Genomic DNA, 21,389 nt, shown 5'->3' with positions numbered 1-21,389 from the left:
TGGGCAGAATCTGCGCTGGCACAGCAGGAGTCAGGCGAATTTGGTGAGGAGGTTGTGCTGGGTTTCTGCGACCTGGGTTGCCAGGGTGCCTTCGTCGACAGTGAGGACTGTGTCGTGTTCCACGACTGGGCGGCCGTTGACGAGGAGTAGGGCCAGGGGTGGGGGTGTGCTGAGGACCAGGGCGGCTACCGGATCGGGGATGCCGGCATGGGGCAGGGTGTTGAGGTTCCAGAGGGCTAGGTCGGCTAGTTTGCCTGGTTCCAGGGAGCCGATGTCGGATTCGCGGCCTAGGATTCTGGCGCCGTCGAGGGTGGCCATTTCGAGGGCGGCGCGGACTCCGAGGGCTTGGGGGCCGCCGCGGGCTCGGGCGAAGAGGAGGGCGTGGCGGAGTTCCTCGATGAGGCTGCCGGCTTCGTTGCTGGCGGCACCGTCTACGCCCAGGCCGACGGGGCTGCCGGCGGCGCGGAGGTCGGCGGCTCGGGCGATGCCGGCGCCCAGGCGAGCGTTCGAGCTGGGGCAGTGGGCAACGCCGGTGCCCGTCTGGCCGAGGCGCTTGATCTCGGCGTCGTCGAAGTGGATGCCGTGGGCGAACCACACGTCGGACCCGGTCCACCCGAGCTCAGCGGCGTACTCCAACGGCGTGCAATTGAAGGTCTCGCGGCACCAATGGGTCTCGTCGGTGGTCTCGGCCAGGTGCGTGTGCAGCCGGACCCGCTTACGCCGGGCCAACGAAGCCGCGTCGCGCATCAGGTCGCCACTCACGCTGAACGGCGAGCACGGCGCGACCACGATCTGCAGCATCGAATCCGGCGAAGGATCATGCCAGCGGTCGATCGCGGCCTCGGTCGCGGCGAGGATCTCGTCCCGGTCCTCGACCACGGAGTCCGGCGGCAGCCCGCCGTCCTTCTGCCCGCGATCCATCGATCCACGCGCCGGGTGGAAGCGCAGCCCGACCTCCGCGGCCGCCTGGATCTCCGCGGCCAGCAGATCCTTGCTGTCCCGCGGGAACAGGTAGTGGTGATCCGCCGCGGTCGTGCACCCCGTCCGCGCGAGCTGGGCCAACGCACCCTGAGCAGCCACGTACACGGACTCGTCCGAGATCCCCGCCCACACCGGATAGAGCGTGGTCAACCAGCCGAACAACGTCGCGTCGGCCGCGAGACCGCGGGTCACCCACTGATACAGATGCTGATGTGTGTTGACGAAGCCGGGTGTGACGAGACATCCCTGTCCGTCGATCACCCGCGCCCCGTACGCCGGCGCCGGACCAGGGCCGACAGCAACAATACGGTTGCCCTGGACAACCACATGCCCGGTGAACTCACGCCGCTCCGGATCGACCGTGACCACGGCCGCCCCGTCGATCACGATCGTGTTCATCACTGCCTCAGCAGAAACCCGGTACGGCGTGCCACGCATTGCCGGCGTCACTCGCGTCATCCCGGACCACAGTCGCCTCGATCAGGCCGTACGGGCGATCCGCGGCGATGAACACCTCACCCGGGTTCTCCACGTCGAACGGGCTCAGATCGACCAGGAAGTGGTGCTTGTTCGGCGCCGAGAACTTGATCTCCGCGACCTCCGGATGCTGCTGCAGGACAGCCTCACCCATCCCGTACAGCGTCTGCTGCAACGCGAAACTGTGGATCTTCGCGAACTGCTCGAGCAGCAGTCCCTTGATCTCGTCGTACGACTTGTCCCAGTCGACCTCGGTGTGGTCGTACCGCCACCGCGCGACCAGCGACGTGGCCAGGATGCGGTCGTTCGTCTCCGGGAGCGTCGTGTACTTGTCCTTGAGGAACCCGTGGAACTCCGACCCGGTCGACTTCAGCACGACCAGATCGCGAATGCCGGAGACGACGTACCGCTTCTGCTCGTCACCACGACCCTCCACGTTGACGACCGTCGTCCGTACGCCGCTGCCGGCCCGGACGAACGAGTGGTCGTGCCCCTGGCCGTCGACCGAGATCCGCTCCCAGGCGTACTCCTCCACCTCGATCCGCGCGCCGTCGGCCGCCGGCGACGCGTCCAGGAAGTGCGCGCCCAGCGTCAGCGCGTAGTCCTCGATCGCGCCGACGCCCTTCTCCTTGGCGAAGGCGAACGCGGTGTTCTTCTGCGTGTCGGTCGGCAGCACGTCGCTCTGGTCACCGGTGGTGTGTGCGGACTCGAACCGGCCGCGGAGCGCAGACGAGACGTTCAGGTCGCGGATCTGGTGGCGGGGCGTGTCGCGGTAGATCCGGACGACGCGGCTCTCGGCCTTGCCGTACTGGTTGGCTCCCAGGTGGATGGCCATCGGGCTCAACTCCCTCGGTAGGTGGAAAACGCGAATGGGCTGAGCAGCAACGGGACGTGGTAGTGCCGCTCGTCGGCGACCGTGAAGGTCACGGTGACCTCGGGAAAGAAGATGTCCTGGCCGGATGCGGCCGCATACGCGGCGACGTCGAACCACAGCCGATACGTGCCGGCCGGCAGCGCCGGATCCAGCTCGGCGATCCGCCCGTCGTCGTCCGTCGTACCGGTCGCCAGTACGACGTCCTGGTCGCCGGTGACCCTGGACAGGCGAACCGGAACACCGTGCGCCGGTAGGCCCAGGCCCGTGTCGAGAACATGCGTGCTCAGGCTGCTCATGCCTCCACCACCTTGGCGAGTCGGAGCAACGCGATCTTGCGCAGTTCCTCGCGTACGACGGCGACCTCGGTGGCGTCGTCATGGGTGAGCCGGCGGCGGAGGCTGGTGAGCATCTGCTCCGCCGACAGGCCGGTGGCGCAGATCAGGAACACCCGGCCGAACCGCTGCTCGTACTCACGGTTGCCCTCGGCAAGGGCCTCCCGGACCCCGGGATCCTCGCCGACGCCGGACTGTTCCCGGCGCGACCAGGCGGCCTCGGTGCCGGCGCCCTGCGGGCGGTCCCCGATCCGTGGGTGCGCCTGGAGAGCGCGATCGACCTCGTCGTCGTCGAGCTCTCGCAGCGACTGGTCGGCAACCGCGGTCAATGCGGCGAGGTCGCCGTACGGCCGCTTGGCCAGGAGTCCGTCGACCCAGCGCGGAACGTCACAGCAGGCCGCCAGCATCGGACGCAGCCGGTCGGCCGGAGCGGAGTTGAACTCCTGCAGGTCCACGGATCACACCTTCTCGAATCCCGAAATCGACTTTCCGTATGACGAGAGTGGCATCCGCCTCGCCCGTCGTCAACAGTTTGTTGAAAAGCCGGGTCAGTCGCGCGCCCGGTTGAGGTAGTTGTAGACGGTGAAACGGGTGACGCCGAGCGCCTCGGCGACGATCTCCGCGGACTTCCGGTACTCGAAGGCACCGCGGGCCTCGAGCATCAGAACCGCCTGCTGCTTCTGACCCCGGGAGAGGGCGTGCAGCGGTCCGCCGAGCTCGTCGGCAACCTCCGCCAGCAGTGAGCTCACGCCACCCTCGGGAGCCTTCACGGCAAGGCGACCGGCGGGAAGGCGGACGGCGACCAGCGGCTCGCCCTCCCACAGAAGTGGTACGTCGTCGTCGCGCGCCTCCTCGGGTCCGACGAGTTCGGCGTCCAGTCGCTCGATCAGCGGCGAGATCGCCGTGATCAGCGGATGGACCTCCGGCTCAGGCATCGCGGCGTACCTGCAAGGTCACCTGGCTCGCGCCACCCGCGAAAGCGGCCGCCAGCACGTCGGGCAGCGCGGGCAGGAGCAGCTCCTGCTCGCCACGGACCTGCGTGCCCAGCGGGCCGAAGTCGCACTCGAGACCGGCTTCCTGCGCCGCTCGCAGAGCCTCGGTGGCGTGAGCGGGTGGCGTTCCTTCGACATCGAAGGGTTCGGTGGTGAACTCCGCAACCAGTCGCATCTAGTGAGGCTAGCGCTCCGATCGCAGCGGGCGACGGGCCAGCTTCGCGAGTCCCGCGATGTCGACCCCGACGAGCTTGTCGACCTCCGCCGGGTCCACCGCCCCGCAGTCGAGGCCGCGCAGGACGAAGCCGGCCAGCGCCGCGGCGGTCGCGGGCTCGTCGAGGTACCCCGACTCACCGTGGCCGAGGTACGCCCGCAGCCGGGTGGCGGCTGTCTCCAGACCTTCGCGATAGAAGAGATACGTCGCCACGAAGCGGGTCGGCAGCTGAGCCGGGTGCATGTCCCAGCCCTGATAGATGCCGCGCGCGAGGGAACGTCGTACCAGCCGATAGTGGAGGCGCCAGGCCGTGTTGACTGCGTCGCCGACCGGAAGCACGTTCGTGGAGCCGTCCGAGACGAACACACCGGTCCCGGCCGCGGCCAGCTGCATCACGTCCTTCGCGTGGTCGGCCACAGGATGCTCCATGCTCTGGTACGCCGCGGCGACACCGAGCGAGGCCGAGTAGTCGTAGGTGCCGTAGTGCAGGCCGGTGACGCGGCCCGCGCCGGCCTTGATCATCCGCGCGATCAACGCGGTCCCGTCCGACCCGAGGATCGCCTGCGGAGTCTCGACCTGGATCTCGAACTTCAGCTCAGATGCGCCGTACTCGACCTCGAGCGCCTCCAGCACCACCACCATCGCCTCGACCTGCTCGACCGAGGTCACCTTCGGCAACGTGACCACGAAACCGTCCGTCAGGCCGCCCGCCGCCGTCAGCTCACGCACGAACAGATCCAGCGTCCGCACCCCACGCCGCCGGGTCGGCGCCTCGAGCGATTTGATCCGCAGGCCGTGGTACGGCGCCACCGCGCTGGCGCCGTCCGCCGACGCCCCGGCCCGCACGCTCCGCGTCAAGGCGCGGGCAGCGGCGAAGGCGGCCGCGTCCTCTTCCTCGTCGGATCTGGTCCCGTAGCCGTCCTCGAAGTCGATCCGGAGATCCTCGATCGGCTCCCGCCCCAGCTTGGCGCGGACGCGTTCGAAGACCTCGTCCATCGACCCGGGCGGCAGCTCCAGCACGTCTGCGAGCACCTCGGCCGAGCCGCCGTACTCGCTCAGCACGGCCGTTGCCTCCGCACCCCAGGTGCCGACGGTGTTCACGTCGTACTTGTCGGCCGGCACGTAGACCGTGTGCACAGGCTGCCGGACGCCGCGGTCCCCCGGGTAGTCCGCCGCCAGCGCCGCGTCGGCGTCCGCCAACCGCCGATCCAGCTCGCCGACCAGATCCTCCAGGCTCATGGGGCCACCTCTCGCTTGAATTCCGTATTGCGGAGACTAATATCTACTCTGCGGAATACACAAGGTCCACACTTTCCGGAATCTGGCGCTAAACTTCCGTCATCCGGAAACCCTCGAGAGGCTGGATCCATGGCGGAAGCGAACGGCGGCAAGGGCCGCACCGGCAGTGTGCAGTCCATCGAACGCGCCTTCGGGCTGCTCGAGACCATGGCCGACGCGGGCGGGATGATGGGCCTGTCCCAGCTCGCCACGGCCTCCGGCCTGCCGCTGCCGACGATCCACCGGTTGGTTCGCACCTTGGTCGACCTCGGCTACCTGCGTCAAGAACCCTCGCGCCAGTACGTCCTCGGCCCGAAGCTGATCCGCCTCGGCGAGAGCTCCTCACACATGCTCAGTGTCTGGGCCCGCCCACACCTCGCGCGGCTGGTCGACGAGCTCGGCGAGTCCGCCAACATGGCCATGCTCGACGGCGACCAGGTCGTCTACCTCGCCCAGGTCCCGTCCCGGCACTCGATGCGCATGTTCACCGAGGTCGGCCGCCGCGTCCTCCCGCACTGCACCGCCGTCGGCAAGGCGATGCTCGCCCAGCTCCCGGAATCCGAGGTGCGCGACCTCCTCCACCGCACCGGTATGCCGAGGCACACCGACAACACCATCACCACCCCGGACGCCTTCACCGCGCAGTTGCACAAGGCCGAGGAGTCCGGCTACGCCACAGACGAAGGCGAGCAGGAGGTCGGCGTCCGCTGTGTCGCGGTGGCGGTCCCCGACGCTCCGTCCCGACTGGCCATGTCCATCTCGGGCCCCGCCGGCCGCATGACCGAGGATCTGGTCGAGCGAGCAGTCCCCCTCCTCACCCAGGCCGCCAAAGCCCTGTCCGACGACCTGCGCTGAGGTGGGCTGATTCAGCGGCTAGGGCGCGTACGTTCGCCAGCGTTCGGTGAGGACGTAGCCGAGGGATTGGTTCACCTGCAGGCTCGCCTGGTTCGCGGCCGCGCCGCCGGTGCTGAAGCTCTTGATGCCGAGGTCGAGGAAGGCGAGGATCGAGGCCGCCTTCACGGCCTGGCCGACGCCGCGTCTGCGGTACGCCGCCAGCACCGAGGTGAACCTGGTGTCACCGAAGCCATCGCGGACGCGGATCACCGTGGCGCCGACCAGGCGGGCGCCGTCGAACGCGCCGAACACCCGGTGGACCGGCCAAAGCCCCTGGGTGTCGGACAGATCACCGACGACCCGATGGGTGGCGGGGGTGTAGGGGTAGTCGGCCTCGTTGGTCTTCTCGAGGGCATGGAGTGCCTTGGCGGACTCCGGGCCGACTTCGCGAATGGTGAGTCCGCCGGCGACCGCACGGCGTACGGCGGAGTCCAGCAGCTCGCGGTCGGGATTGTGCAGGCGGACGGCCCAGGACTCGGCGACCACGCGGTAGCCGGCGGCTTCCAGCTCGGCACACCGCGGGTCGCCTTCCTGCACAATCACGTAGTCGCCCATCTCGCGATTGTCGCTCGTCAGCCCAGCTTGCGCAGTAGCGGAAGCACGTCCTCGGTGAACTGGGTGAGGAAGCGTTCCTGGTCGTGGCCGGGGCCGTGCACGACGAAGTGGTTGAAGCCGGCGTCCAGGTAGGGCTGGAACTGCTTGACGACCTCGTCGGGATCGGAGGCGACGATCCAGCGCTGCGCGACCTGCTCGATCGGCAGCTCGTCGGCCAGCCGCTCCATCTCGGTCGCGCTCGTGACGCTGTGCTTCTGCTCCGGCGTCAGCGACAGCGGCGCCCAGAACCGGGTGTTCTCCAGCGCGGCGGCGGGGTCGCGGTCGTAGGAGACCTTGACCTCGAGCATCCGGTCGAGATCCTCGAACGTCTTGCCCGCCTTCTCGGCGCCTTCGCGCACCGCCGGGATCAGCTTCTCGGTGTAGAGCTCCATGCCCTTGCCCGACGTCGCGATGAACCCGTCGCCGGCGCGACCGGCGTACTTGGCGACCAGCGGTCCGCCGGCGGCGACGTACACCTTGAGCGGGGTCTCGGGCCGGTCGTAGATGAACGCGTCGACGGTCTTGTAGTACGGGCCCTCGGCGTTGACGCCGTCCTTCGTCCACAGGTCGCGGATCAGCTGCACGGCCTCCCGCAGCCGGGCGAACCGCTCCTTGAACTCCGGCCACTCCATCCCGGAGACAGCGATCTCGTTCAGCGCCTCGCCGGTGCCGACGCCGAGCATCACACGGCCCGGGTACAGCTCGCCGAGCGTGGCGAACGCCTGCGCGATCACCGCCGGGTTGTACCGGAAGGTCGGCGTGAGCACCGACGTCCCGAGCAACACCCGGTTGGTCCGCTCGCCGACCGCCGCCATCCAGGCGAGCGCGAACGGCGCGTGACCACCCTCGTGCCGCCACGGCAGGAAGTGGTCCGACACGGTCACACTGTCGAGCCCGAGCTCTTCGGCCCGGACCGAGTACTCCACCAGCTCCCGCGGCCCGAACTGCTCCGCCGAAGCCTTGTACCCGACTCGAATGCTCACCCTCTGCTCCCAACGTCGTCTGCTCGTACTCGGTGGACAACCGCGTCCGGGTCCGACTTTATGCCGCAGGGGGTAACCCACGGCGTGGCGGCGTGGACGTTTGACCGGGGGGATGGGGTCGGGAAGGATATGAGCCCGGCGCGGTCCGCGCCGCACCTTCGCCGACCGGCCCCAGCCTGGTCCTGCTGAGAAGGCAAAGGGACTTCCTGTCTCGGACCGCTCGTCCTGGTCAACTGCCTCGGGCGGGATCGCTGGGGGATCGCGTGCGAGTGCGTGGAAGGCCAGATGACAGCGCACAGGAACTTCAAGCAGCGGGTCCGTGCCCGCGCCGCCAAGACCGGCGAGTCCTACACGGCTGCCCTCCGGCACTTCCGTCCGACTCCCCCAGGAGAAGACATGCCGGAACACACCACCCTGCGAATCGCCGTCGCCCAGTCGACAGTCCGCCAGGACCCGACCGACGCCGCCCTGCTCCGCGCAAGCGGCACCGAGGCCCGCGACCTGATGCGGCAGGCGGCCGCGGCCGGCGCCCGCCTCGTCCACTTCACCGAGGGCGCGCTCTGCTTCCCGAGCAAGCACGTGATGTCCGAGCTCGGCCCGGACGAGGTCGGCCCGGCCGACTGGAGCAAAACCGACTGGGCGGTGCTGCACGACGAGCTGGACCAGATCACCAAGCTCTCGCGTGAGCTGAACATCTGGACCGTGATCCCGTCCGTGCACCAACTGCCCGAGGCCCGGCCGCACAACAGCATGTACGTCGTCTCGGCCGCGGGCAAGGTGGTCGCGAGGTATGACGAACGCGCGCTGTCGACCACGAAGATCACCTGGATGTACACCCCGGGCCGGGAGCCGGTGACCTTCGAGATCGACGGCTACCGCTTCGGCCTCGCGCTCGGGCTGGACGTGCTCTTCCCGGAACTGTTCACGGAGTACGACCGCCTCGACGTGGACGCCGTACTCGTGTCGTACGCGAGCACCGGCGTCGGGCAGAACGAGCACATCGGGGTCCAGACCCGCGGGACGGCCGCGAACAACACCTACTGGATCAGTCTGGCCGTGCCGGCCAATCCCGGGGCCGGTCTGGATTCGGGTGTGAGCGATCCGCACGGGGTCTGGGCGGTGCAGGGACCATCGGACAGTACGCCGGGGATCGCGGTGACCGACCTGCACCGGGTGGACGTGAGCCAGGTCGGCCGCGACTTCCGGCGCCGGACCCGGGAGCGCATCGGCTCCTGAGGCCTCACACCTCCGGGTGCTGATGCGTTCCATCCCCATGAACAGGCATGCGATCGTCAGCACCCGGATCGGGGACCTCACGCTGGTCGCCTCGGACAACGCGCTCGCCGGCGTCTACTTCCCGCATCACTGGGTGAAGCCGTCGCCGGACGTGCTCGGTGACCTGGTCGAAGCCACCGATCCGGTCATCGCCGAGGCGGCCCGCGAGCTGGACGAGTACCTCATCGGCGAGCGGACGACGTTCGACCTCCCGACCGTCCTGCGCGGTGACGAGTTCCAGCGCCGCGTCTGGTCGATCCTCGAGGAGATCCCGTACGGCGGGACGACGACGTACGGCGAGATCGCGGCGCGACTCGGTGACAACGCCCAGGCGGTCGGGAAGGCGGTCGGTCAGAACCCGCTGTCGATCGTCGTACCGTGCCACCGGGTGATCGGGAAGAACGGCTCGCTGACCGGGTACGCCGGCGGACTCAAGCGCAAGCAGTTCCTCCTCGAGTTGGAGGAGCCGGTGGACGCGCGGCTCTTCTAGGACAAGTCGCCCACCTGCTCGGCGTACCACTCGACCTCGACCAGGTGTTCGGCGATCTGGCGGAGGGTCCAGTTGGCACCGCGGTCCTTGTCCCACTCGGCCGGGTCGACCGCGGCGTACCGCAGGGCGAACGTCCGGCCGAGTCGGCTCAACCGCTGCTCGGCCTCGCGCACGTCCTCCACCGTGAACGGCGCGAGGTCGGCGGCGGAGGTGAGCGCGCTCGCGTGCCATTCGTCCGGCTGGGTCGGTACGCCGGCCAGCAGCGCCTCCACTTCGGCCAGGTGATCGACGAGGTGGTCCGCGATCCGGCGGACGGCCTTGTGCGGGGTGAAGGTGCGGCCGTCGTCCGACGTACGCGGACGGCCGTGCCAGGCCGGCCAGGTGGTGACCAACCGGAGCGAACGCCCGACGGCCTGCTCCACCAGTTCTCCAGGGTTCTCAGTCATGCCGCTCACGCTAAGCCTGTGATACTTCGGCACCCGCCGAAGTGATCCCGAGCCGGCGGGCCAGCCCTTCCGCGTCGAACGGCGCCCGGACCTTGACGTCGTTGTCGAAGTACACGTACGCGTTCTCGCCCCAGGCCCGGATCTTCGCGGCCCACCGGTCCAGCGCCTCGTCGTCGTACCCGCTGACGTAGAGCTCCTCGGCGCCGTGCAACCGCACGTAGGCGAAGTCGGAGGTGATGTCGTCGAACATCGGCCACCTGCCGGCGGTGTCCGCACAGACCAGCGCGATGTCATGGGCGCGGCAGAGCTGGATGAAGCCGGGCGTCTGGAAGCTGGAGTGCCGTACTTCGATCGCGTGCCGGAGCGGGATGTCGACCGCGCACTCCAGCAACGAGCGGCCCTTCATCCGCTCGTCGTGGCCCTTGGCCACTTCCGCCGCCTGCGCCGTTGTCCGCGGCAACGAGGCGAAGAACGCGGCGCAGCGCTCCTCGTCGTACCCGAGGGTCGGCGGGAGCTGCCAGAGCACCGGGCCGAGTTTGTTGCCGAGAGCAAGGACTCCGGAGGCGAAGAAGTTGGCCAGCGGCGCGTCCACGTCGGCCAGCTTCTTCAGGTGCGTGACGAACCGCGGGCCCTTGACCGCGAACACGAATCCGTCCGGCGTCTCGTCGTGCCAGCGCTGGTACGACGACGGCCGCTGGAGCGAGTAGAACGAGCCGTTCAGCTCGATCGAGTTCAGCCGGCCGGAGGCGTACTCGAGCTCGGCCCGCTGCGGCAGGCCGTCCGGGTAGTACACCTTCCGCCAGGGCGGGTAGCGCCACCCCGAGATCCCCACCCGGTACGGACCATCCGGCCACCCATCGCTCACGTCCCGATTATGCGGTGTGATCATCCGGATCGCCGCCGGTTGACGGGTCGTGTGGTACGAAGGTCGGCATGTCTGTCACCGACAGTCCCGTCGACGCGCTGCTCGAGAGCGGCCTGCGGATGCTGATCACGTCCATCGTCGACAACGCCGGCATCACCCGCGCGAAGACGGTGCCCGCGGCCCGCGTGCGTACGGCGGTCCGCGACGGGATCGGGCTCTCACCGGTGTTCGCGCTGATGTGCACCGACGACGCCATCACCTCGTCGCCGCTGGTCAACGGGCCGGTCGGCGACAACCGGCTGATGCCGGATCTCGGTGCGGTCGCCCCGCTCGGGCCTGACCACACCGTGTTCTGGGCGCCGGCCGACCAGCTGACGCAGGACCACGAGCCGGTCGACATCTGCCAGCGTGCCGCGCTGCGGCGGCAGGAAGCGCGGGCGGTTGCGGCCGGGCTCGACATCAAGCTCGGGTTCGAGCTGGAGTTCACGGTCTTCACCGGTGATCCCGGCGATCCCGCGGTCGGCACCATCGGACCGGCGTACGGCGTGCTGGCCGTGGTGAAGCTGGAGGACTTCGCGATCGACCTGCTCGAAGCACTCGACGCGGCCGGGGTTCCGGCGGAGCAACTGCATCCGGAGTACGCGCAGGGCCAGGTCGAGGTCGCGCTGCCGCCCGCGTCGCCGTTGGCCGCCGCTGACCAGTCGCAGCTCGCGCGGCTCGTCGTCCATCGGGTCGCTCGTGCGCACGGGCTGCTGGCGTCATTCGCGCCGATCACAGTGGCCGGGTTCGTCGGCAATGGCGCGCATATCCACTTCTCCGCGTCGCTGGACGGCGTGCCGTTCGGTGGTGACGACGGTCCGTCCGAGCATGCGCGGCACCTGATCGCCGGAGTGCTCGCCGAGCTCGACGGACTGACCGGCGTACTGGCGCCGAGCGTGGTCAGCGCGGATCGCCGCGTGCCCGGGAACTGGGCCGGTGCGTTCGCGTGCTGGGGCGAGGAGAATCGCGAGGCCGCGCTGCGCTACGTGCCGGGCAGCGTGACCAGCCGGCCGGACTCGGCCAACTGCGAGATCAAGATCGGCGATCCGTCGGGCAACGCGTATCTCTCCGCCGCGGCCGTGCTGGCCGCCGCGTTGACTGGGCTGGAGCGGAAGGCGGTCCTGCCGCCCGGGCTCGACCGCGACCCGGCGACGTACCCGGACGACGAACGCCCGCGCCGCTTGCCGCTCACCCTCGAGGACGCGCTGTCGGCCCTCGAGCGCTCGGACGTTCTGCGAGAGGCCCTGGGTGACGCGATCGTCGACCCGTTCCTCGCCGTACGCCGTCATGACGCGGACTCGCTGGGCGGGTTGTCGCTGGAGGACCGGGTCCGCGCGCTGCGCTGGCGGTACTGAGGCTGGCGGCATTGAGTACGGGCGCACCCCGCCGGGGCGAGCTGAAGTGGCCGCCCGGATCACTTACGGTGAACCCCATGGCGTTAGCTGGGAAGGGGAGCAAGGGCGAGTCGTTCCTTGCGGTGGTCGTCGGCGGCGGAGCGGCGTTCGGGCTGATCGTGATCACCTCGCGGGCGTGGAAGGCGTGTGACGTCGACGTCACCGGCAGCGTGCCCAACGGCCTCACCCTGCTGTTCCTCGGTCTGCCGCTCGCCCTGATCGTGAACCTCGTCCTGTTCACGACCGTCTTCCGCTACGCCGGCAAGGCGTTCCTGTTCTCGCTGCTCGCCGCCGCGATCGCGATCACCATCGCCGATCTCGCCCTGTTCTCCTGGCAAGGCACGCCCGCCGGTTCCCCGGGCACCTGCCCGGGGAACGTCCCACCGTGGTGGCCCACGTGGATTCCGACCTGACGTCAGCGGGCTGAGCGCCGGGTCACGCAGACCAGCGCGACAGCGGCGATCACGCCGAACGGGATCGCCTGCAGTTCCTGGAACGCGATCAGCTTGAAGAGCGTGAAGTAGATCAGCCACGTCGCGTAGAGGATGACGCCCGGGCGGCCGAGGGGGTGGTTGCGGAGCAACGCGACGACGGCGATCAGGCCGGTCAGCGTGAGGAACTCGTAGGCCACGACGAAGCAGACGCCGAGCGCCGTCCAGCCCTCGAGGCCGGTGAAGTAGATCGCGCCGTAGCCGCCGGCCGCGGCGATCAGGCCGAGCAGGATCGCGGCGACGAGCACGCTCGCCGGCCGCCGGCGCGTCGCGGTGGAGTGGGTGGTGGTCGCGGTGGTCACAGTGTTTCTCCTGTCGATCGGATTCGGTGTCCCTACGGTCGCGACCGGGCTGTCCCGCCCGCCACGGCCGGCCGTCACGATCCGATCCGGGACTCCTTGTCCCGTGACGCCGGGACAGGCCGGCGGCGATGATGCGGTCATGGGGGTTGTCATCGGTGTACTCGCGGTCCTCGGTGGACTGGTGGGGGCCGGCCTGCACGCGGTCAACGCGGCCGCCGGCCGGAGCAGCGGTCCGTCGTTCTGGTTGATGGAACTGGCCGCCGCGGTCGCGTACGGTCTCGCCTGCCTGCTGCTCCGGGCGACCGACGCGCGTCTGATCCGGCCGTTGCTCGGGGCGATCGGTCTCAGCCAGGGCGTGGCCCTGCTTGCCAGCGAGGTCGGTGCGCTGACGGCCGACTCGACGCCGGGCAACTGGCTGACCTGGCTCGGGGCGTGGCTCTGGGCTCCCGGCTACGTGGCGATCGCCGTACTGCTGCCGATCCTGCTGCCCGACGGCCGGCCGATGTCCGCGGGCTGGCGCCGGATCTCATGGCTGAGCTGGGCGACCGTTGTGCTCGTCGCGGTCAGCTGGGCGTTGACGCCGTACGAGGGGCAGGACTTTCCGGAGGCGTTGCGCGGCGCAACGAATCCGGTCGGCGTTGCCGCTGCCGGCGGGCCGGTCGCGGGGGTCGTCATCGGTGTGCTGCTGCTTGCGGCCGTGATCGTCGGGTTCGCCTCCCTGGTGATCAGGTGGCGGCGGGTGGCCGACCTGGAACGGCAGCAGTTGAAGTGGGTGCTGGTCGGTTACGCCTGCACCATCGTGCTGTTCGCGGTGGCGAGGCTGGTCCCGGCGGGCATCACGGGCCTCGTCGCGGGACTCGCCATGCTGCCTCTGCCGATCGCGATCGGCATCGCGGTGATGCGCTACGGGCTGTGGGACGTCGACATCGTCATCTCCCGCGCTCTCGTGTACGCCGCTCTCTCGACGCTCGTGATCGGTTTGTACGCCGTCACGGTCTGGCTGGCCGGTGACCGGCTGGGCGCCACGACCGGGGCGCCCATCCTCGCGACAACCGTGGTCGCCCTGGCTGCGCTGCCGTTGCGGTCCTGGCTGCAGCGGCACGTCAACCGGCTGGTCCATGGTGACGTCGAGGAGCCGTACGCCGTACTCGCACGGCTCGGCACGAGGCTCGCCGCGGCGACCACTCCGGACGACCTGTCCGAACGGGTCTTGCCGTCGGTGGTCGAGCAGGTGGCTCGATCCCTGCGCGCACAACAGGCGACCATCGTGCTGCGGGACGGACTGGTGACGTCGTACGGCGAGGGGACTGGGATCGGGATGACCGTGGAACTGGAGTACGCCGGCGAACACTTCGGGCGGCTCACCGTCACCCGGTCGACCGAGTTCGACGGCCATGAGGTGCGAGCGCTGGACCGGCTCGCCGCGCAGGCCGCGGTCGCGGCGCACACCGTCCTGCTGGCGCGTGAGGCCCAGCGCGCCCGGGAGGCTGTGGTGGTCGCGCGGGAGGAGGAACGCCGCCGGCTTCGTCGCGATCTGCACGACGGCATCGGCCCGTCGCTCGCCGCACTGGCGCTGCATGTCGAGACTGCGCGCGACATCGCGGCGGATGACCCGGAGGCGGCTCGGAAGTTGCTCGACCGGCTGGTGCCACGGCTCAACGCGTCGGTGGCCGACGTACGGGCGTTGGTGCACGAGCTCAGGCCGCCGATGCTGGACGAGCTCGGGCTGGCCGCGGCCGTGCGCGAGCTGGGCGATCGGCTGTCCACGGGTACGACGAGGGTCCGGGTGTCGGCCGACGAGATCGCCGGATTGCCTGCTGCTGTGGAGGTTGCGGCGTACCACATCGTCAGTGAGGCGACCGGGAACGCAGTCCGGCACGCGGGTGCCGGGACCGTCGCGGTCCGGGTCCGGGATGCCGACGGGTGCGTGTGCATCGAGGTCGCCGACGACGGATGCGGGCTGCCTGACCAGGTGCGGCCCGGGGTCGGTACGTCGTCGATGCGGGAGCGGGCTGAGGAGCTCGGTGGTCAGCTGCGGATCGACTCCGGTCCGGCGGGTACGACGGTGACGGCGCTGCTGCCGAAGGGGGCGTCATGAGTGTTCGGGTGCTCGTGGTCGACGACCATCCGCTGTACCGCGAAGGGCTGGTGACTGCCATCTCGACCATGCCGGGCAAGGAGGTGGTGGGCGAGGCGGGCGACGGCGCGGAGGCGGTCCGGCTGGCGGGCGAGCTCGTCCCGGATGTTGTCGTGATGGACCTGCACATGCCGGTGCTGAACGGCGTCGAGGCGACCCGGCAGGTCACTGAGCAGCACCCGACGATCGCCGTACTGGTGCTGACGATGCTGGAGAACGACGAGTCGGTGTTCGCCGCGGTCCGGGCCGGCGCGCGCGGCTATCTGCTGAAGGGGGCCGACCGCGCCGAGATCGGCCGGGCCCTCGACGGCGTGTCACACGGCGAGGTCGTGTTCTCCGCCGCCATCGCGAGCCGGGTCCTCGCCTACTTCGCCGCCGGCCGCGCCGGGCCCGAAGTCGCGCCCTTCCCCGAGCTCACCGACCGCGAACGCGAGGTCCTCGACCTGGTCGCCCGCGGCCTCACCAACGCCGCGATCGCCCGCCGCCTCTTCCTCAGCGACAAAACCATCCGCAACCACGTCTCCAACGTCTTCACCAAACTCCACGTCGCCGGCCGCTCAGAAGCCATAGCCCGAGCCCGAGACGCCGGCCTCGGTCAGTAGGTGAGCGTCAGAGTTTGGCGCCGATCAACTGGTAGATGTCGTCGTGGGCCCCGGGGAGGTCGTCGTGGCCGAAGTCGGGGTAGAGGCGGACGTCTTTGGGGGACGTGATCTTGTTGTACGCCGCGAACTGGGTGGACGGCGGGCAGACCTGGTCCTCGAGGCCGGTGAAGAGGGTGACCTCGGCGCGGATCCGGGGGGCGAGGTGCTGGACGTCGATGTAGCCGAGCGTGGTGAACACCTCGTCCTGGCGCAGGTGCCGGGGGTCGCGCTTCTTGAACCAGGTGACGATCTCGTCGTACGGGCCGGTCTCCAGGTTCAGGTCCCAGGTCCGCTGGTAGTCGCACAGGAACGGGAAGACGCTCGCGGTGTACTTGATGCCCGGGGTCAGCGCCGCGGCGACCAGGCTGAGTCCACCGCCCTGGCTCCAGCCCGTGGTCGCGATCCGCGCGGCGTCCACCTCGGGCAGGCCGGCGATGATGTCCGCGAGCCGCCGGGTGTCCAGGAACACGTGCCGGTACAGCAACCCGTCCGGGCCGTCGTCGAGGCCGTGGACCAGGTGGTTGTGCAGCGAGAAACTGTTCGCCGCCTGCGACTCGGTCCGGAATCCGACCTGCTCACGCACGTCCAGCGCGGCCACAGTGAAGCCGCGGGCGGCGTACGGCAGCAGATCGACCCACTTCGGCTGCTCGCCGCCGTACCCGTGGAAGATCAGCACGGCCGGGCCGGTGGGCTCGGCCGGACGGATCACCTTGGCGTGCACCCGGTAGCCGCCGGTGCCGTTGAAGTACAGGTGCTGCGCGGTCGCCGTGGTCAGCGGGAAGTCGATCGCGTCGGCGAACTCGGTCTCCGGGGCCACGGCATCGAGCTCCAGCAGCGCCTTGTCCCAATACTGGTCGAAGTCCGCCGGCTTGGGGTTGGTGCCCTGGTAGGCGATCAGTTCGTCGTACGACAACTCGAAGGACAGCACCCGGACTCCTCAGGTCGAATCGGCTCGCAAGTCATTCTGCGCGATCGTTGTCGTCCGGGGCAGTGCCGTCCCAGATCGTGTAACCGTGCGCCGCGTTCAGCCGGTCCCGCAGCGCGGTCTCCAGGTTCGCGGCGCGACCGGGCGCCAGCCACGCGATCGGCAGCAGGATCGAGTGGTCCGGCTGCTTGGTGCGCAGCACGATCGCCTCGCCGTGCGTGGTCTCCACCCGGCCGACCTGGGTCACGTCGGTCCAGGGCGTCCGGACACCGCGCACCTCGATCCCGTTGTCCCGCAGCTTCGCGACCTTGGGCGGCCAGATCAGGATCCACAGCCCGGCCAGTGTGATCAGCCCACCCAGGGTGACGAACACCGAGATCGCCACGGACGGCAGCCCGAGTGCCCACAGGATCGCGGCCACGCCGAGGATGATCAGCCCGGCGGCCAGCACCCCGAGAAACCGCCCCGCCCGCATCCGGTACGTCGTACTACGCATCGCACAAGGATCCCATTCGCGGTCCCGGCCGGTTCCCCCGGGCGGCGGGTCGGGCCACCGGTCAGAAGGCGTCGGTGTCCGACGTGGCGGCGTTGCCGGGTCAGGGGTTACCCAGCCCGGTTGCTGTCAGTTCCCGGTCTGGCTGGGGTTGTAGGCGCAGGCGTCGTTCAGGTTCTCGGTGGCGCCTGGCGTCACGGCGGGCTTCGGCGTCGCCTTCTTGGTCGACCCGCTGGACGGCTTCTTCGTCGTGGTGGTCGACGGGGTGGAGGCGGCCGGCTTGGTCTTCGGGGCGATGGCCTTCTGGATGATCTCCTGCATCGCGGTGTAGTCGGGGTTCTTGCCGGTCGGGAAGTTCTTGGTCTTGTCCAGGTCGACGTTGGTGACGTTCGCGCTCTTCACCTTCAAGCCGAGCTGGATGAAGGCCGGCAGGATCTCCTGCGGGATGTCGGTCCGCAGCAGCTGCTTACCGGCCGAGGCGATCTGCTGATACTTCGTCACCAACGTGGCCGGGTTCACGCTGTTCACCAGCGCATGGATCGTGCACCGCTGCCGCTCCTGCCGCGACGGGTCACTCAGCCCGTAGCGGCCCCGGGCGAACCACAACGCGTGGTACCCGTCGAGCTTCTGGTTCGGGCCCGGCTCGATGTAGCCCGACGGCTTCTTCGCCGTGTTCGACCCCGGCCCGTCACCGTAGTCGCCGCCGATCGGCACCCGGTAGTTCACGTTCACCGTGATCCCGCCGACCGCGTCGATGATCTGCCGGAACCCGGCCAGGTTGACCTGCATGTAGTAGTCGATGTCCAGACCCAACGCGGCACCCGCGGCCAGCTTCACCACGTCGGCGCCCTCGTTGTCGGTCTGACCCAAGATCCCCGGATGCTGCTTCGGGACGTTGTCGTACATCGAGTCCAGGTAATACTCCGGCTGCTCGACATTGCCCAGCCTCGGATCCCAGAAACCGTCCGGATAGACCTTGTGCAGCGGCGAGTCCTCCGGGAACGGCATCCGCATCCAGTTCCGGCTCAACGAGATCAACGCCGTGTCACCGGTCCTGGTGTCGATACTGGCCACGATCACCGTGTCGGTCCGCACCCCGGTCCGCCCGACGCCGTCGTCAGCACCCAACAGCAGCAGATTCAAGCGGGGCGTCTTGGCCCACGGGTCCTTGTTGTTGTCCACCTTCGGACGGGTCGCGCTCTTGGAGTTTCCCTCGGACTGGAACACGCTCCCGACCAGGTCGCGCTGCGCCATCACCGTCTGCGCCGCCACCGTCGTCGGCACCGCGATCGCGAAACACAACAACCCGACGAACATCGACCCCACCAGCCGCCCGGTGTAAGTCATGCTCACCGGCCGCAGCAGCTTGTGCGAGGCAACCACTATCCAGATCCAGCACACACCCAGCACCACCACCGCCGCGGTCGCGATCAGCAACTGCCGAGGCGACACCGCGAACGCCAGAATCGAATCCCGCCGCGTCAGGCCGACGTACGCGGCGATCAGCAACAACCCGACGCTGATCGTCAGCACGAACGCACCCAGCTTCTTCCGCCCACCCATCAACAACCCAGAACCCGGGATCAAGGCGCTGAGCAGAGTCAGGCCGATCGCCTTCGAGGTCGTCCGGGCCCGCTGCGAGCGGTGCCTGGACCGGCTGGCCCGTGGCGCGGACCTGCGTCCGGCTGCGCGAGTACTCCGCGACATAGCTCCGTTCCCTGATCGACGACGTGGCGACCCTCCGTCGGCCGCGCACAGCAGCCCACGGTACTTCTGACGCCCACGACACCTGGTTGGTTGACGTGAAGCTGGCGACCCCCGTCGATGCCCGCCACAGTACAGGTGACCCGGGCTACTCTCCCAAGGTGCCGCCCCCGGCACGCAGAGTGTCGGTCAGGAGGGTCGGAACCCGCTTTGCCGCCGACAGGGTCGAGCGGATAGTCTTGGCCGTCGTCGTGTCCCCCCAGGGGGATCGTCGGAGGAGGCGTCGCCTAGTCCGGTCGATGGCGCCCGCCTGCTAAGCGGGTTGAGGGTAATCCCCTCTCGCGGGTTCAAATCCCGCCGCCTCCGCTCCTGGGAGCTCCCTGTCCGCAGATAGCGCGGACATGGGAGCTCCGGGTGTTTTCGGGGGTGCAACCCCCGGGCCCCGCCCGGCGGGCTCCGCCCCCGGACCCCCGGGGTTGTGCCTGGCGGGCGTTGGCTATTCGCTCTGCGGGTGCCTGGCTGGCGTTGTTTATTCGCTCAGTGGGTGCCTGGCGGGTTGGCTATTTGCTCAGTAATTGCTTGGCTTCGGCGATGCGTTCGACTGAGCGGGGGGTCATCGGCTCCGGGGAGATGATCAGGTGGTCGACGCCTAGTTTCTGGTACGCGCTCAGCGCCTCGGCGAGTTCCGGGATCGTGCCTTCGATGGCGCGGGGATCGGGGTCGAGCACGGACGGCTGGTCGGTGTCGCGGATGACGATGCCGACTGTGGCGGCTACGGCGCCGTCGGGTTTGCCGGCTGTTTTCACCGCCTCGCGGAGGGTGCTGAGCTTCTCCTCGACCTTCTCGTTCGCGGCGCCGTACCAGGCGGTGTTCCAGGCATCGGCCCACTCGGCGACAAGCCGCATCATCCGGGGGCGGTGGCCGGCGACCAGGATCGGGATCCGGTGCGGCGGCGCCGGGTCGAGGTTCGCCTCGCTGACCCGGTAGTACGTGCCGTCGAAGGTGACCGTCTCGCCACGGACCATCCGCGCCACGATCTCGAGCCACTCCTCGAAGCGCCCGACCCGATGGTCGGTCGGCAGCCCGAACGCCTCGTACTCCGGATCGTGCCACCCGGCTCCGACGCCGAGGATCAGCCGTCCACCCGACACCTCGTCCAGCGTCGCGGCCATCTTGGCGGTCAGTCCGGGGTCACGGAACGATGCGCACAGCACCATGTTCCCCACCTCGACGTTGGTGGTGACCGCGGCCACCGCGCTCAGCAGCGTCCACGATTCGTGCATCCCGAACACCCGGCCCTCCGGGTCGCGGTAGAGGAAATGATCCGCGAGCCACACCGAGTCCAGCCCGTTCTGATCGGCCGCCTCGGCCACCGCGCGGAGGTCCTTCCACCCCGGCATCCCACCCCCGGGGCCGTCTCCGTCACCCAGCGGAAGCATCACGCCGATCTTCAGGCCCATGGTCCGACACCTCCGATCTTGTCCACCGTGATGTGGGTCAGGTAGCCGGGCGGCAGATCGGAGCCGGGAAGGAACTCCGCGTCGGGACCGATGTAGGTCTTGGCGAGTTTCCGCAGTACGTCGACCGCCCCGCCCTCGGTGATCCGGGCGGTGCCGGTGATCACCAGGTACTCGGCCAGCCCCATCTCGTTGATCCGGTCGGTCTCGATCGACAACACCACGCGGCCGTCACGCCGGATGTTCTTCACCTTCTGGTTGTTCGGGACATGGGCGGCGATGATCTCGTCCCCGTCCAGGCCGACCCAGATCACCGACACCTGCGGACTGCCGTCGGGGTTGATCGTGACCAGATGCCCGAGGGCCTTCGATTCGAGCACGCCCCGCGCGCTCTCCGGGATTCGCATGCGGCCAACGTAGTTGGATGATGGCGTTATGAGGAGGCCGTACCTGGATCGGGCGGCTGCGGGCCGGGCATTGGTCGAGGAGCTCGGCGAGGTCGGCGGATCCGTTCTGGTGCTGGGGCTGGCGCGGGGCGGGGTGCCCGTGGCGGCTCCGATCGCGGACGCGTTGGACGCGGATCTCGACGTACTGATCGTCCGCAAGCTCGGCCTGCCGGGTCAGCCGGAGCTGGCGATGGGGGCGATCGCGGGCGTCGGCGACGCGACGCACACCGTCCGCAACGAGCCGGTACTGAAGGGCATCGACGAGCAGACGCTGGAGCAGGTCCGTGAGCGCGAGGTCCGTGAGCTCCGCCGGCGTGAGCGGGAGTATCGCGGCGACCGGCCGCCCATCGACGTCCACGACCGCGTGGTGATCCTGGTCGACGACGGTCTCGCCACCGGTTCGACCATGCGCGCCGCGGTGGAAGCGGTACGACGACAACGGCCGGCCCGCGTGATCGTCGCCGTACCGGTCGGTGGCGTGGAGAGCTGCCGATGGCTGTGGCAGGTCGCGGACCAGGTGGTGTGCGCGTGGATCCCGCGCCGCTTCGCCGCCGTCGGGCAGGCGTACCGCGACTTCTCGCCGGTCGGCGACGACGAGGTCCGCCGGGTGCTGGCCGAAAGTACAGCGCGGCGCCCCGGCCGGTGAGCCGGGGCGCCGCGCTTCC

25 protein-coding genes and 1 tRNA gene are annotated in these 21,389 nt (G+C 69.3%); 9 read left to right on the top strand and 17 right to left on the bottom strand.

The annotated features are described in order from the left end of the window. Positions 1-30: 30 nt before the first annotated feature. The 7 genes from OG876_RS13415 to OG876_RS13385 form a co-directional block, all read right to left on the bottom strand. Positions 31-1,380 (bottom strand): 8-oxoguanine deaminase, encoded by a 1,350-nt coding sequence (locus OG876_RS13415; RefSeq protein WP_328525161.1) that lies wholly within the window; start codon positions 1,378-1,380, stop codon positions 31-33. A 7-nt stretch (positions 1,381-1,387) separates the two neighbouring features. Beyond that, on the bottom strand, positions 1,388-2,293 hold the full coding sequence (gene pucL / locus OG876_RS13410) for a factor-independent urate hydroxylase (RefSeq protein ID WP_328525160.1): 906 nt from the start codon (positions 2,291-2,293) through the stop codon (positions 1,388-1,390). A gap of 5 nt (positions 2,294-2,298) precedes the next feature. Further along, complete coding sequence (gene uraH / locus OG876_RS13405; protein ID WP_328525159.1) at positions 2,299-2,628, bottom strand: hydroxyisourate hydrolase; 330 nt, start codon at positions 2,626-2,628, stop codon at positions 2,299-2,301. After that, a complete protein-coding gene (uraD, locus tag OG876_RS13400; protein ID WP_328525158.1) occupies positions 2,625-3,119 on the bottom strand; it encodes a 2-oxo-4-hydroxy-4-carboxy-5-ureidoimidazoline decarboxylase in 495 nt (164 codons plus the stop codon). The genes uraH and uraD overlap by 4 nt, the downstream gene beginning before the upstream one ends. A gap of 93 nt (positions 3,120-3,212) precedes the next feature. Next, positions 3,213-3,599 (bottom strand): helix-turn-helix domain-containing protein, encoded by a 387-nt coding sequence (locus OG876_RS13395; RefSeq protein WP_328525157.1) that lies wholly within the window; start codon positions 3,597-3,599, stop codon positions 3,213-3,215. Next, on the bottom strand, positions 3,592-3,831 hold the full coding sequence (locus OG876_RS13390; protein WP_328525156.1) for a hypothetical protein: 240 nt from the start codon (positions 3,829-3,831) through the stop codon (positions 3,592-3,594). The genes OG876_RS13395 and OG876_RS13390 overlap by 8 nt, the downstream gene beginning before the upstream one ends. 9 nt (positions 3,832-3,840) lie before the next feature. Next, entirely contained in the window at positions 3,841-5,109 is a 1,269-nt protein-coding gene (locus OG876_RS13385; protein WP_328525155.1) for a DUF6986 family protein, read from the bottom strand. 129 nt (positions 5,110-5,238) lie between these two features. On the opposite strand from OG876_RS13385, the gene OG876_RS13380 reads away from it, so the two are divergent. Continuing rightward, positions 5,239-6,003 (top strand): IclR family transcriptional regulator, encoded by a 765-nt coding sequence (locus OG876_RS13380; protein WP_328525154.1) that lies wholly within the window; start codon positions 5,239-5,241, stop codon positions 6,001-6,003. Between the two features lie 18 nt (positions 6,004-6,021). Here the strand turns inward: OG876_RS13380 and OG876_RS13375 are convergent, their stop codons facing one another. Next, positions 6,022-6,597 (bottom strand): GNAT family N-acetyltransferase, encoded by a 576-nt coding sequence (locus OG876_RS13375; protein WP_328525153.1) that lies wholly within the window; start codon positions 6,595-6,597, stop codon positions 6,022-6,024. Between the two features lie 17 nt (positions 6,598-6,614). Continuing rightward, a complete protein-coding gene (gene fgd, locus OG876_RS13370; RefSeq protein WP_328525152.1) occupies positions 6,615-7,619 on the bottom strand; it encodes a glucose-6-phosphate dehydrogenase (coenzyme-F420) in 1,005 nt (334 codons plus the stop codon). Between the two features lie 285 nt (positions 7,620-7,904). Between fgd and OG876_RS13365 the strand changes: the two genes are divergently transcribed. After that, positions 7,905-8,855, top strand: a complete 951-nt coding sequence (locus tag OG876_RS13365) for a carbon-nitrogen hydrolase family protein (protein ID WP_328525151.1) — start codon at positions 7,905-7,907, stop codon at positions 8,853-8,855. 37 nt (positions 8,856-8,892) lie between these two features. Continuing rightward, complete coding sequence (locus OG876_RS13360; protein WP_328525150.1) at positions 8,893-9,384, top strand: methylated-DNA--[protein]-cysteine S-methyltransferase; 492 nt, start codon at positions 8,893-8,895, stop codon at positions 9,382-9,384. Here the strand turns inward: OG876_RS13360 and OG876_RS13355 are convergent. Together OG876_RS13355 and OG876_RS13350 are read right to left on the bottom strand one after the other, a co-directional pair. Beyond that, complete coding sequence (locus OG876_RS13355) at positions 9,381-9,830, bottom strand: hypothetical protein (RefSeq protein ID WP_328525149.1); 450 nt, start codon at positions 9,828-9,830, stop codon at positions 9,381-9,383. The two genes, OG876_RS13360 and OG876_RS13355, sit on opposite strands and share 4 nt — an antisense overlap. Positions 9,831-9,840: 10 nt before the next feature. After that, positions 9,841-10,695 carry a DUF72 domain-containing protein gene (locus tag OG876_RS13350; protein ID WP_328525148.1) on the bottom strand — a complete coding sequence of 285 codons (855 nt, stop codon included), beginning with the start codon at positions 10,693-10,695 and terminating at the stop codon, positions 9,841-9,843. Positions 10,696-10,763: 68 nt separating this feature from the next. Between OG876_RS13350 and OG876_RS13345 the strand changes: the two genes are divergently transcribed. Both OG876_RS13345 and OG876_RS13340 read left to right on the top strand, forming a co-directional pair. After that, positions 10,764-12,089, top strand: a complete 1,326-nt coding sequence (locus tag OG876_RS13345; RefSeq protein WP_328525147.1) for a glutamine synthetase family protein — start codon at positions 10,764-10,766, stop codon at positions 12,087-12,089. A 77-nt stretch (positions 12,090-12,166) separates the two neighbouring features. After that, the gene (locus OG876_RS13340) at positions 12,167-12,541 is read left to right on the top strand and encodes a hypothetical protein (RefSeq protein ID WP_328525146.1); all 375 of its coding nucleotides are present in this window, start codon (positions 12,167-12,169) and stop codon (positions 12,539-12,541) included. Positions 12,542-12,543: 2 nt separating this feature from the next. On the opposite strand, the gene OG876_RS13335 is transcribed toward OG876_RS13340, so the two are convergent. Beyond that, a complete protein-coding gene (locus tag OG876_RS13335; RefSeq protein WP_328525145.1) occupies positions 12,544-12,921 on the bottom strand; it encodes a hypothetical protein in 378 nt (125 codons plus the stop codon). A gap of 139 nt (positions 12,922-13,060) precedes the next feature. Between OG876_RS13335 and OG876_RS13330 the strand changes: the two genes are divergently transcribed. Both OG876_RS13330 and OG876_RS13325 read left to right on the top strand, forming a co-directional pair. After that, complete coding sequence (locus OG876_RS13330) at positions 13,061-15,019, top strand: sensor histidine kinase (protein WP_328525144.1); 1,959 nt, start codon at positions 13,061-13,063, stop codon at positions 15,017-15,019. Then, positions 15,016-15,660, top strand: coding sequence for a response regulator transcription factor (locus tag OG876_RS13325; protein ID WP_328525143.1), 645 nt, complete (start codon positions 15,016-15,018; stop codon positions 15,658-15,660). Before OG876_RS13330 ends, OG876_RS13325 begins: the two co-directional genes overlap by 4 nt. 7 nt (positions 15,661-15,667) lie before the next feature. Here OG876_RS13325 and OG876_RS13320 read toward each other — a convergent pair whose 3' ends face one another. From OG876_RS13320 to OG876_RS13310, 3 genes are all read right to left on the bottom strand, one after another. Further along, positions 15,668-16,627, bottom strand: coding sequence for an acetylxylan esterase (locus tag OG876_RS13320; protein ID WP_328525142.1), 960 nt, complete (start codon positions 16,625-16,627; stop codon positions 15,668-15,670). 31 nt (positions 16,628-16,658) lie between these two features. Further along, positions 16,659-17,120: a hypothetical protein gene (locus tag OG876_RS13315; RefSeq protein ID WP_328525141.1), complete on the bottom strand. Its 462-nt coding sequence runs from the start codon at positions 17,118-17,120 to the stop codon at positions 16,659-16,661. Positions 17,121-17,246: 126 nt separating this feature from the next. Further along, positions 17,247-18,824, bottom strand: a complete 1,578-nt coding sequence (locus tag OG876_RS13310) for an LCP family protein (protein ID WP_328525140.1) — start codon at positions 18,822-18,824, stop codon at positions 17,247-17,249. A 273-nt stretch (positions 18,825-19,097) separates the two neighbouring features. Here OG876_RS13310 and OG876_RS13305 point away from each other — a divergent pair. Beyond that, positions 19,098-19,187: transfer RNA gene (locus tag OG876_RS13305), tRNA-Ser, on the top strand. A gap of 194 nt (positions 19,188-19,381) precedes the next feature. On the opposite strand, the gene OG876_RS13300 is transcribed toward OG876_RS13305, so the two are convergent. Then, a complete protein-coding gene (locus tag OG876_RS13300) occupies positions 19,382-20,281 on the bottom strand; it encodes an LLM class flavin-dependent oxidoreductase (RefSeq protein ID WP_328525139.1) in 900 nt (299 codons plus the stop codon). Continuing rightward, positions 20,272-20,685 carry a PPOX class F420-dependent oxidoreductase gene (locus OG876_RS13295; protein WP_328525138.1) on the bottom strand — a complete coding sequence of 138 codons (414 nt, stop codon included), beginning with the start codon at positions 20,683-20,685 and terminating at the stop codon, positions 20,272-20,274. The genes OG876_RS13300 and OG876_RS13295 overlap by 10 nt, the downstream gene beginning before the upstream one ends. Before the next feature lie 28 nt (positions 20,686-20,713). On the opposite strand from OG876_RS13295, the gene OG876_RS13290 reads away from it, so the two are divergent. Next, positions 20,714-21,370, top strand: a complete 657-nt coding sequence (locus OG876_RS13290) for a phosphoribosyltransferase (RefSeq protein WP_328525137.1) — start codon at positions 20,714-20,716, stop codon at positions 21,368-21,370. Positions 21,371-21,389: the final 19 nt, after the last annotated feature.

The sequence above is a fragment of the Kribbella sp. NBC_00359 genome, assembly GCF_036097425.1.
GTDB lineage: Bacteria > Actinomycetota > Actinomycetes > Propionibacteriales > Kribbellaceae > Kribbella.
This window is presented reverse-complemented; position numbering and strand designations above follow the sequence as displayed.